This window comes from Thalassovita sp. (assembly GCF_965218685.1).
Classification (GTDB): Bacteria; Pseudomonadota; Alphaproteobacteria; order Rhodobacterales; family Rhodobacteraceae; genus Thalassobius.
Genome location: NZ_OZ244657.1, coordinates 2,178,830 through 2,189,821 on the forward strand (window position 1 = coordinate 2,178,830; position 10,992 = coordinate 2,189,821).

At 60.3% G+C, this 10,992-nt stretch carries 9 protein-coding genes; 4 read left to right on the plus strand and 5 right to left on the minus strand.

The features are described 5' to 3' along the window. Positions 1–14: 14 nt before the first annotated feature. Positions 15–1,295, plus strand: coding sequence for a DUF3422 family protein (locus tag ACOQOQ_RS10815; RefSeq protein WP_420567000.1), 1,281 nt, complete (start codon positions 15–17; stop codon positions 1,293–1,295). On the opposite strand, the gene ACOQOQ_RS10820 is transcribed toward ACOQOQ_RS10815, so the two are convergent. The 4 genes from ACOQOQ_RS10820 to ACOQOQ_RS10835 form a co-directional block, all read right to left on the minus strand. Then, entirely contained in the window at positions 1,231–2,289 is a 1,059-nt protein-coding gene (locus ACOQOQ_RS10820; RefSeq protein WP_420567001.1) for a YeeE/YedE family protein, read from the minus strand. The genes ACOQOQ_RS10815 and ACOQOQ_RS10820 overlap by 65 nt on opposite strands. A 216-nt stretch (positions 2,290–2,505) precedes the next feature. Continuing rightward, positions 2,506–3,411, minus strand: a complete 906-nt coding sequence (locus ACOQOQ_RS10825) for an ABC transporter permease (RefSeq protein ID WP_420567002.1) — start codon at positions 3,409–3,411, stop codon at positions 2,506–2,508. Then, positions 3,404–4,411 carry an ABC transporter permease gene (locus tag ACOQOQ_RS10830; protein ID WP_420567003.1) on the minus strand — a complete coding sequence of 336 codons (1,008 nt, stop codon included), beginning with the start codon at positions 4,409–4,411 and terminating at the stop codon, positions 3,404–3,406. Before ACOQOQ_RS10830 ends, ACOQOQ_RS10825 begins: the two co-directional genes overlap by 8 nt. A 48-nt stretch (positions 4,412–4,459) precedes the next feature. After that, positions 4,460–6,160, minus strand: coding sequence for a peptide ABC transporter substrate-binding protein (locus ACOQOQ_RS10835; protein ID WP_420567004.1), 1,701 nt, complete (start codon positions 6,158–6,160; stop codon positions 4,460–4,462). Positions 6,161–6,412: 252 nt separating this feature from the next. Here ACOQOQ_RS10835 and ACOQOQ_RS10840 point away from each other — a divergent pair, with 252 nt between their 5' ends. Beyond that, a complete protein-coding gene (locus ACOQOQ_RS10840) occupies positions 6,413–8,233 on the plus strand; it encodes an ABC transporter ATP-binding protein (RefSeq protein ID WP_420567005.1) in 1,821 nt (606 codons plus the stop codon). A gap of 87 nt (positions 8,234–8,320) precedes the next feature. Beyond that, a complete protein-coding gene (locus ACOQOQ_RS10845) occupies positions 8,321–9,484 on the plus strand; it encodes a M20 aminoacylase family protein (RefSeq protein WP_420567006.1) in 1,164 nt (387 codons plus the stop codon). Here ACOQOQ_RS10845 and moaA read toward each other — a convergent pair whose 3' ends face one another. Then, positions 9,485–10,492: a GTP 3',8-cyclase MoaA gene (gene moaA, locus ACOQOQ_RS10850; protein ID WP_420567007.1), complete on the minus strand. Its 1,008-nt coding sequence runs from the start codon at positions 10,490–10,492 to the stop codon at positions 9,485–9,487. A 92-nt stretch (positions 10,493–10,584) separates the two neighbouring features. Between moaA and ACOQOQ_RS10855 the strand changes: the two genes are divergently transcribed. Continuing rightward, positions 10,585–10,992, plus strand: a complete 408-nt coding sequence (locus ACOQOQ_RS10855) for a hypothetical protein (protein ID WP_420567008.1) — start codon at positions 10,585–10,587, stop codon at positions 10,990–10,992.

Here is a 10,992-nt window from a genome sequence, read left to right on the forward strand (position 1 = left end):
CAAAGGAGACCCCAGTGCAATCCATCCCTGATCATGACCTGCGTTACACCTTGGCGAACGAACTGCATGCGCGTCCGTTCCCCTCGCTTGAGGCGCCCTGCACGGCGGCCTATTTGGCCATCAAGATGCCCAATGACGCCGCCAGCCGGGACCGCTCGTTGGATTTGGCCCATCTGCATGACCTGCTGGATCGCTATGGGGCGCCGCACCCTCAGCCCGGGGCCACGCATTACTTTGGCAACATCGGCCGTCACCTGCTGAAATGGGAACAGCACACAGAATTCGTGACCTACACGGCTTTCACCGATACGCTGAGCGACCGTCCCTTTGACCCGGTCGACTTCGAGGTATTCCCAGCCGATTGGCTGACCAAGGCGCCGGGGGTTCGGGTGACCTCGGCCTTGTTGCGGGTCGAATTGTGGGATCCCGAGCGGGACATGATGGCACGCCTGCACGACTGGTTCGTTCCCGAAAGCCTGGCCGCGACGCGGGTGCTGGACGATGCTGCCGTGATCGCCGGGGATTTCCGCATCGACACGGCCGGGCACCTGCGCTTTGCCGTATTTGCCGCGCCGGAATCCGGTTCGCGCCGCATTGGCCGCCTGGTCCAGCGTCTGTGCGAAATCGAGACATACAAAAGCCTGTCGATGCTGGGTTTCGCGCGGGCCAAGGAAATCTCGGCCCGGATGACCGATCTGGATACCAAGCTGACCGGGATGATGGATCAGATGACTTCGGACGAATGCGCCCCCGAGGATACGCTGAGCGGGCTTTTGACGGCCTCGGCTGAATTGGAGCGCATGGTCGCGCGCAATTCCTTCCGGTTCGGGGCCACGGCGGCCTATGAGGCGATCGTTCATGACCGCATTCATGTGCTGCGCGAGCAGCGCTTTAACGGGCGTCAGACCTTCAACGAGTTCATGATGCGCCGCTATGACCCGGCCATGCGTACTGTGAAGTCCACGCAAACTCGTCTGGCCGCCATGGCCGACCGGGCGATCCGCGCCGGCGAGCTGCTGCGGACGCGGGTGGACGTGGAACGTTCGGCACAAAACCAGAAACTTCTGGAAAGCATGGACCGCCGCGCCGATCTGCAATTGCGTCTGCAAAAGACGGTCGAGGGGCTGTCCGTGGTAGCGATCAGTTATTACGCGGTCTCGCTGGCGTCCTACCTGGCGTATCCGTTGACAGGGGCGCTTGGACTTAGCAAAGGCGAGCTGACAGCGGCGCTTACTCTGCCGGTTGTAGGGGTGGTGTGGTGGATGCTGCGCCGGATCCAGAAGAAGATGCACTAAGCGCGCGACCAGCCAGCCAGCCGCCAGCGGCAATGCTGGCCAGGGTCAGGATCGCGGCGACCGACAGGGTTGGAACGCCGGACAGACCCGCGCCCACGGTGCAGCCTCCGGCCAATACTCCGCCCACCCCCATCAGTGCGGCGCCAGCCATATAGCGGCCGGTCTGACGCGGGCTTTCGAAGCTTTGCCACTGGAACTGACCACGCAGAACCGAAGCGATCAACGCTCCTGCGATCACACCGGCAAACAGGCCGACGCCGAAATTGGCCGAGATCGAGGTGCTGGCGATCGACCAGAACAACGTGTCAGCAGCAGGCGCGGTAAAGCTGAGGGCCTCCATCGCGATAGGGTCGAAATCGTCATACAGAATAAAACCCGTGCCGACCCAAGCCAGCGGGACCAGCGCGCCGATGGCGGCGGCGCCAACCAGGGGGCCCAGCCGGTTACCCGAGCGCAGGGCAAACAGCAGCGCCAGTGCGGCGATCAGACCGGCCCACACCAGTGCATCACCGGGCAGGGCTGCCCCAACAGGAACCGTGATCTCTGACAGAGAGGTACGTATCGGTGCCAGCGCGCCCTTCATCGTCGCATGAGCGACCACTGCAAAGACCACCAGAACCAGCGCAGCCCGCAGGTTGCCCGAGCCTGTCAACACCGACAGACGCGAGACGCAGCCTCGGGTCAGGACCATGCCAATTCCGAAAAGCAGACCTCCGGTGATGATGGCCAGAACAGGCAGGTCAGCGGCCATGAAGCGGTGCTCGGCGAAGGAAATCAGCTGGGCAGCGACAGCGCCTTGCGTGCCCAGAACGGCCACGGCCAACGCGGTTAGCCAGATACCCGCCGCTTGTTTGCGGTCAGTCCTCACGATGGCGCGGCGAAAGCAGAACCGGGTGATTTGTGCCAGCACACCAAAGGCCAGCCCAATAGCCAGGGCAAAGAAAACGGCTGCCTGGGGGGCGGTAAGCTCTTCAAAGCCGAAGGTTTCAAACATGATCTGTCCTCAGCGGGAATTGGAATTTTTTCCCAAATGAGGCGGAATCGTTTTTGGATCAAGTCTGTATTAATGGGTGCGCCTTGACATGGGTGGGAAAATTTTCTGAAAAATCAGCAATCGCGAAACGAATCTATTTATGTGAATGGATAAAGGCGACATTGGCCCAAGCCGCAAAGGGCCCCCCGCATTCTGATCCTTTTTTGCGGTTTTGCCTTATCTGCGGCGAATACGCGGGTCCAAAGCGTCTCGCAGCCCGTCGCCTATGTAGTTGACGCTTAGAACCGTAAGGGAAATCGCCAGACCGGGCAGAATCACGCGTTCGGGGTATTGGTCCATCCGCGGCACCGCATCAGCCAGCATCTTGCCCCAGGTCGGATAGTCAGGGGGAAAGCCAACGCCCAGAAACGACAGCGCGCTTTCAGTGATGATAGCCGTGGCCAGCCCCAGCGTCGCCGACACCATGATCGGAGAGATCACGTTCGGCAGCAAATGGCGCCGGATAATCGCGCCAGGCGTGGTGCCGATCGAGTGGGCAGCAAGGATGAACTCTCGCTCCTTTAGCGCCAGCACCTCGGACCGGACGATGCGCGCGGTTTGCATCCAACTGGTCAGTCCGACCACGCCGACGATCAGGATGAACATGCCTTGCTCGGGGCCGAAGGTGCTGCGCAGCTGGTCTCGGAACAAGGTGACTGCAACCAGCAGCAGCGGCAGGATCGGCAGCGACAGCACCAGGTCGGTGAAGCGCATCAACAGCCCGTCCAAACGCCGGAAATAGCCCGCCAGAACGCCGATGACCGTGCCGATCAGCAAAGACAGGCTCATCGCGACCCAACCCACCGCCAAAGAGGTGCGCCCGCCTGCGATCATATTGGCCAGTGCGTCCCGGCCCAAATGATCGGTTCCCAGCGGGTGCGCCCACTGAACGGCGGCGGCGCTGTCCCAAATGGCGGTGTAGATCGGGCGCAGGTTCTTGTTTCGAATATCCAATTTTTGGGGATCCAGACCCCACAAAAGATCGCCCAGCAACACGCCCAAGGTAACAAACCCCAGAACGCCAACACCGATCAGCGCGCCTTTGTGACGCTTGAACTGGGTCCATGTGGCGCGCTCAGTCATAGCGGATCCTTGGGTCCAGCAGGCCATAAAGAACGTCCGCGATGATGTTGAAGGTCACGATCAGCACCGCGATCATGAAGGTTAGCGTCTGAACAGAGGGCAGATCATTGGCCAGCAGAGCGTTCAGCAGTTGGTCACCGATCCCGTTAACCTTGAAAACGATCTCGGTGATGATGGCACCTCCAAAGACGTTTGGCACTCCAAGCGCAATGGCCGTCACCACCGGGATCATCGAGTTGCGCAGCACGTGGATCATTACCACGCGGGCCTCGGGCAGACCTTTGGCTCGGGCGGTGCGCACATAGTCCTGATGCAGGTTGTCCAGCATCGAGGCGCGCATGAAACGGCTGATCTGCGCCGTGGTCTGCAGCGCCAGAACCATTACCGGCATGATCATCTGGCGCAGCTGAAAGACAAAGCTGTCCCAATCGGAAACGCGATGGGTGGTGTCATAGACCGAAGGAAACCAGCCCAGCTGTACCGCGAAGATCATGATCAGCAGCGGGCCGGTGAAAAACGGCGGGATGGAAAAGCCAACCATTGTCACGAAAGTGCCGGCCTGATCGAAGACGGAATATTGCCGGTAGGCCGAGTAGATGCCGATCGGCAACGCGATCAGAATGCCAACGACATAGGACAGGCCGACCACCCACAGGGTCTGGGGCAGGCGCTCGGCCACGATATCCATCACCGGGGCACGGCTTTGCCACGACAGGATGCGTTGTTCGCCCTCGGCCAGAGAGGTGCCGAACCAGTTGTCGATCAGAACCTGCGGCTCGATCCAGAAAAACTGTGTTAGCCACTTGAAAAACCGCACATGCGCCGGTTGACCCAGCCCCAGCGCCTCGCGCATGCGCTCTTTGACGTCGGGTGGCACGGTCAGCGGCACTTGCGCCATCGGATCCCCCGGCGCCAGTTCCAGCAGCAGGAAAATCACCAGGCTGATGAACAGCAACGTCGGCACGGCCAGAACCAGGCGACGTATTGTGAAAGTCAGCATGAACGGGCCTTTGCGGCTTGGGTTGCTGGGGCGAAAAGCGTCACCAAGTTACTTGATACGATACCAGTCAGCGACATTCCACAGCTCGGAATCCCAAGTGTTCAGCACCACCCCGCCAAGAGAGTTTGCATGGCCAGACACGCGGCCCCGATCCACCAGCGGCACCACCACATGCCCGTCCTTGGTCAGCATGTCGTTCAGCTTTTTGGCAATTTCGCCGCGTTTGGACAGCTCGCCGGTTTTGGTCAGCTCGGTAACCAGCGCGTCATATTCAGGGTCGCAGAAACGGTTGACGTTCTCGCCCGCCCATTGCGTGTCGGGCCGCGGGGCCTTTTCGCAGGTATGTTCGGCCAGATAAGACTCCGGATCTGTGCCGTGAAAGAGGTTGGCGTACATCTGCACGTCGGCATAGAACTTCAGATAGGTGTCGGGCGAGCCCGGATCCGAGCCGAAAAACACCGAGCCCGAAAGGTTGCGCAGCTCGGTTTCGACGCCAATTTCGCTCCACCATTGCTTGATAAGGGCTTGGAAATCCTGACGAACCCCGTTGGTCGAGGTTTGATAAAGCAGTTGCAGTCGCCGGCCGTCCTTGATGCGTACCCCGTCAGGGCCCGGCATCCAGCCGGCCTGTTCCAGCAGGGCTTTGGCGCCCTCGATGTCCTGGGTCAGGCATTCGGTGTTGTCCGAGGCATAGAGCGCGGGCGCAGGCACCAGGTTGCAGGTCGGGCGGCCCGTGGGCCCATAGCCGATCTCGACCAGAAGATCACGGTCAATGGCAATGGACAGCGCCTTGCGCACCCGCACGTCAGACAGGATCGGGTGAGGGTGTTTGGCGGTCGAGCGTTCGCCCTCGGGCAGATCGGGGCTGGGGTCGGTCAGGTTCATTTCCAGCCGTTCAACCAGCGATCCGAATGCTGCGACCACCTTGCCCTTGCCACCCTTTTCCATATTCGAGATCACATCGGGCGCCAGTTGCAGGTTCCATGCATAGTCGAACTCGCCGGTTTCAAGCACCGCGCGACCGGCCTGAGTGGCATCCCCGCCGCCCTTGAGCGTGAGCGTGGCAAAGGCCGGCTTGGCCGGGTCGCGGAAATAGGGGTTCGCCGACATCGAGATCACGTCATTGGTGCGGAATTCATCCACCACGAAGGGGCCGGTACCAATGGGGCCAAAGTTCTGGTCGGTGCATTCGGGCGCCTTGGCGCCCATGCAGTTTTCGAACTGGGCCTTCTGAATGATCGGAGATTGCCCCCCCATGAAAGGCAAATAGGGGTTGGGCTTGGGTTCGGCAAAATTCACCTTCACCGTCAGATCGTCAATCGTCTCGACGTTCTTGACGCCTTCGAACCGGGCCAGCTGGGCGCATCCCCCTTCGGGGTGCATGCAGTATTCGGCAGTGAATTTCACATCGGCCGAGGTGACCGGGCTGCCGTCGGACCATTTCAGCCCGTCTTTCAGCCTCCAAGTAATCGAGGTCAGATCGGCCGCGACACCACCATTTTCAACGGTCGGAATTTCAGCGGCCAAATAAGGAACCAAAGCGCCGTTTTGATCGAACCTGCCAAGAGGCTCGATCACCAGTGACGAGGATTCCACGTCCTTGGTACCGGCGGACAAATACGGATTAAGAATAGAGGGGGCCTGCCAGTAAATAATGTTCACATGGCCATCCGATCCACGCTGCGCGAAGGTCGGTTGTGTCGAGGCGGCCAGTCCGACGGCACCCAAAATGAAAGAGGTCAGTTTCATATCGCTCTCCGGGTTGGATACGAATTGCAGACAGGCTGCAATGCATCTTACGGGTGATTCCCCGCGCGAGATATGCATCAGGATGCACCAATAAGCCCCTATGTTTCCATGGTTTTTCTCGATACAAACTTAAGGGGTCGAGTCTGGCCTTTCAAATTAGACGTCCGGCGCATGTAATGGCCGGCGTTTGATCGGGGTCGAATACTCTTTTTAGTTTTGTGGTGGATTGTGCAAACAATCAGGGATAGTCAAATGTCCGAACAAGCTCTTGCCTCGATTGAGGGGTTACGGGTCGAGTTCCAGACCAGTTTTGGCCCCGTTCCGGGGGTCAAGGACGTGTCGATTTCGATCCTGCCGGGGCAGACCGTTGCCATTGTCGGTGAAAGCGGTTCGGGCAAGTCCGTGACCAGCCTGGCATTGATGCGCCTGGTCGAATTCGGCGGCGGACAGATTACCGGCGGGCGGCTTCTGTTTGATCGTAAGGACATGGGGCAGGTCGATTTGGCCCAGGCTGATGACGCTCAGATGCGGCGCATTCGGGGCAACGAGATCGGGATGATCTTTCAGGAACCGATGACCGCGCTGAACCCTGTTTTTACCATCGGCAAACAACTGACCGAAGGCCTGCGCCTGCATATGCGGATGGGTCGGTCTCAGGCCCGTGCCCGGGCGCTGGAGCTGTTGAAGCAGGTTCGAATCCCTGAACCCGAACGCCGGATGGATCAGTACCCGCACGAGCTGTCGGGTGGAATGCGCCAGCGTGTCGTGATTGCCATGGCGTTGGCCTGCAAGCCGCGTCTGCTGATCGCGGACGAGCCGACAACCGCATTGGACGTCACCATTCAGGCCGAAATTCTGGCTCTGATCGACCAGCTGCGGCGTGAAACAGGGACTGCGGTGATGTTTATCACCCATGACATGTCCGTGGTTGCCCAGATCGCGGACAGGGTGGTTGTGATGCGCGACGGCGAGAAGCTGGAAGAAGGCTCTGTCGAGCAGATTTTCTCTGACCCGCAACACGATTACACCCGCAGCCTGCTGGCCGCGGTTCCGCGTTTGGGCGACATGGCGGGCAGGTCTTTTCCGCGGCTCATGCCCGTTTTGGGTGGGGAAAGTCATGATGTTCAGCCAGTTACAGGGCAAAGCGAAACCTTGCTGGAGGTTCGTAACCTGACCACGCGGTTCCCGATCAAAGGGGGGCTGCTGCGCCGGACCGTCGCGCAGGTTCATGCGGTCGAGGACCTGTCTTTTTCATTGGCTAAGGGGCGGACACTGTCTTTGGTCGGCGAATCCGGTTGCGGTAAGTCCACGGCCGGACGCTCGATACTGCGGCTTGTGCAGCCACACTCGGGGCAGATCCATCTGGATGGCGTCGACATCATGGCGCTGGATCCCAAAGGATTGCGCAAAGCGCGACGGGACATGCAGATGGTGTTCCAGGATCCATTCGCCAGCCTGGATCCTCAGATGCGTCTGGGCGACCAGGTGGCCGAACCCCTGCGAAATTTCGGTGCACGCAAAGGGTCAGAGCTGACCGACCGCGTGGCCCATCTGTTTGACCGGGTGCAACTGCCGCGCAGTTTCATGCAGCGGTTCCCGCACGAGCTGTCGGGTGGGCAGCGGCAGCGCGTCGCCATTGCTCGTGCCCTGGCGCTGAACCCTAAGATGATTATCGCAGACGAGGCCGTTTCGGCGCTGGATGTCTCGGTGCAGGCGCAGGTTCTGAACCTTATGATGGAGCTGCAGGCCGATCTGGGCCTGTCTTTCCTGTTCATCAGTCACGACATGGCAGTGGTTGAAAGGATCAGCCACGACGTCGGCGTTATGTATTTGGGACGGATTGTCGAAATGGGCCCGCGCCAAGCGGTGTTCGAGAACCCGCAGCATCCCTATACCCAAGCGCTGCTCCGCGCGGTGCCCGTCGCCGATCCCGCGCGGCGCCATGACATGCGCGATCTCAGCTTCAAACCTTTGCCGTCCCCCATCCATCCGCTGGACTATGTTCCGGCGCGCTCGGAATATACGCAAGTGGGGCCGGGGCACATGGTGCTGACCGGCGGGTCAAGCGGTTGAGGGCTGGACCTTGCTGGCGATGCAGCTATCTTTCCCCCGTAAGGCCAGGTAAGGGCTGGCGCGCGCGCATATTACAGGAGTCCTCTCATGCCCGTTAAGAATCGTTTCGCCGAGCTGCACGCCGAAATCACCGCATGGCGCCGCGATCTGCACGAACACCCCGAGATTATGTTCGACACCATCCGCACCGCGGGTGTCGTGGCCGACAAGCTGCGCGAGTTTGGCTGCGATGACGTCATCGAGGGTATCGGCCGCACCGGCGTTGTAGGGGTGATCAAGGGCAAACAGAACGACAGTGGCAAAGTGATCGGTCTGCGCGCGGACATGGATGCTCTGCCTATCGACGAACAAACCGGGCTGGACTATGCCAGCAAAACTCCCGGTGCCATGCATGCTTGTGGCCACGATGGGCATACCGCGATGCTGCTGGGCGCGGCCAAATACCTGTCCGAGACCCGCAATTTCGACGGCACGGTCATTGTCATCTTCCAACCCGCAGAAGAGGGCGGTGGCGGCGGTAAGGTTATGTGCGACGACGGTCTGATGGACCGCTGGGGCATTCAGGAAGTTTATGGCATGCACAACTGGCCCGGGCAGCCCCTGGGCAAATTCGCGATCCGCCCGGGCCCGTTCTTTGCGGCCACTGACGTCTTCGAAGTGATGTTCGAAGGCAAGGGCGGCCACGCCGCCAAACCTCACGACGCGATTGATACCACCGTTATGGCCGCCTCGGCGGTACAGGCGTTGCAAACGATCGCCTCGCGCAATGCGGACCCGGTGGATCAGCTGGTCGTTTCAGTGACCTCGTTCCGGACCAATTCAGAGACTTTCAACGTGATCCCCCAAAAGGTGGAAATGTTGGGCACTGTACGCACGCTTAGCCCGGCAATGCGCGATTTGGCAGAGAAGCGCATTTCCGAGATTTGTCAGGGGGTTGCGGCGACTTTTGGCGGCACGGCCGAGGTGAACTATATCCGCAACTACCCCGTGATGGTGAACTCGGAAGAGCAGACAGAATTTGCCGCCAAAGTGGCCCGCAGCGTCACGGGCGAATGCGCCGAGGCCCCGCTGGTCATGGGTGGCGAGGATTTCGCCTTTATGCTGGAAGAACGCCCCGGAGCTTACATCCTGGTCGGCAATGGCGACACGGCAATGGTGCACCACCCCGAATACAACTTCAACGACGAGGCGATCCCTGTGGGCTGCAGCTGGTGGGCCGAGATCGTCGAACAACGGATGCCCGCGGCCTGATCAGCCGCCCGTGTGGCTCATGTGGCGGGACATCTGTCCGGCCACTTCCTGCCGCGAATAGTCGAAATCATGGCCTTTGGGTTTCAGCCCGATCGCGGCGCGAATGGCCTCTTCCAAAGGCTGATCACTGTCGGTGTGATCGCGCAGGGCAGGGCGCAAGTCGGCCATGTCCTCTTGACCCAGGCACATGTACAGCTCGCCGGTGCAGGTCAGGCGCACCCGGTTGCAGCTTTCGCAGAAATTATGCGTCAGCGGCGTGATAAAGCCGATCTTCTGACCAGTTTCTTCAAGCCTTACATAGCGCGCAGGGCCCCCTGTGCGCTCGGCCAGGTCGGTCAGGGTATATTGCTGAGCCAACGTGGCGCGAAGATCCTTTAGCGGCCAGTACTGATCCAGACGGTTTTCATTGCCGATGTCGCCCATGGGCATGACCTCGATAAAGGTCAGGTCCATGTCGCGTTCGTGGCACCATTCGGTCATCGAGAACAGCTCGTCCTCGTTGAACCCTTTCAGTGCAACGGCGTTGATCTTCACCCGCATGCCCGCGCGCTGCGCCGCATCCAACCCATTCAGAACCTGGGGCAGGCGGCCCCAGCGGGTAATGTCGGCAAATTTTGCCTCGTCCAGCGTATCGAGCGAGATATTCACCCGCCGCACGCCCGCTGCAAAAAGATCGTCGGCAAACCGCGACAGTTGCGAGCCATTGGTGGTCAGCGTCAGCTCTTTCAACGCGCCGCTTTCCAGATGGCGTGACATGGCGTTGAAAAAGGTCATGATTCCGCGCCGCACAAGCGGCTCGCCCCCCGTGATCCGCAGCTTTTCCACGCCCATGCGGATGAAGGTCGAGCTTACGCGATCCAGCTCTTCCAGTGTCAGCAGCTCTTTTTTAGGCAGGAAAGTCATGTTTTCGGCCATGCAGTACTGGCAGCGGAAATCGCAGCGGTCTGTCACGGAAACGCGCAAATAGCTGATAGCGCGCTGAAAAGGGTCAATCAAAGGAGCAGTCATGGGGCTGAACCTAGGGGCGGAACCTTGCCACGGCAAGGGCAGAAGGCGTTGATCGTCTCAGGAAATGGTCGTAGCGTCGGGCTATGAAACAAATGTCGCTTGTCGCCCCGCTTGTCCTTGTTCTTGGTCTGTCCGCCTGCGCTCCGCTGGAGGGGTTGGACCTCCGCCGCCCTAATCCGCAGCCCGAACCTGTGGCGGTGCTGCCCCAGCCTGACCCGGTCGAGGAAACCGTGGTCGAACCGGCAACCGAGGGCATGCTGGGCCGCACTGTTGCCTCGCTTGGGGATCCGGCCAAGCCGGGGTTCTGGATTGAAACGCCGCTGGCATCTGCCCCCGGCAAGGGACGGGTGAAATATGAAAAATCAGGCCGTACCATCAAGGTTGATCTGATCCCCATCCCCGGAGAGCCGACCGCCGGCAGTCGTCTGTCCCTGTCCGCGATGCAGCTGCTGGACGCGCCGCTGACTGGCCTGCCCGAGGTCGTGGTGTACGCGGACTGA

Excerpts from the sequence above, each read along its gene's own strand:
- moaA (WP_420567007.1), bottom strand. The coding sequence starts at position 10,492 with ATGACTGCTCCTTTGATTGACCCTTTTCAGCGCGCTATCAGCTATTTG.
- ACOQOQ_RS10825 (WP_420567002.1), bottom strand. The coding sequence starts at position 3,411 with ATGACTGAGCGCGCCACATGGACCCAGTTCAAGCGTCACAAAGGCGCG.
- ACOQOQ_RS10855 (WP_420567008.1), top strand. The coding sequence starts at position 10,585 with ATGTCGCTTGTCGCCCCGCTTGTCCTTGTTCTTGGTCTGTCCGCCTGC.
- ACOQOQ_RS10845 (WP_420567006.1), top strand. The coding sequence starts at position 8,321 with ATGCCCGTTAAGAATCGTTTCGCCGAGCTGCACGCCGAAATCACCGCA.
- ACOQOQ_RS10820 (WP_420567001.1), bottom strand. The coding sequence starts at position 2,289 with ATGTTTGAAACCTTCGGCTTTGAAGAGCTTACCGCCCCCCAGGCAGCC.
- ACOQOQ_RS10840 (WP_420567005.1), top strand. The coding sequence starts at position 6,413 with ATGTCCGAACAAGCTCTTGCCTCGATTGAGGGGTTACGGGTCGAGTTC.
- ACOQOQ_RS10835 (WP_420567004.1), bottom strand. The coding sequence starts at position 6,160 with ATGAAACTGACCTCTTTCATTTTGGGTGCCGTCGGACTGGCCGCCTCG.
- ACOQOQ_RS10830 (WP_420567003.1), bottom strand. The coding sequence starts at position 4,411 with ATGCTGACTTTCACAATACGTCGCCTGGTTCTGGCCGTGCCGACGTTG.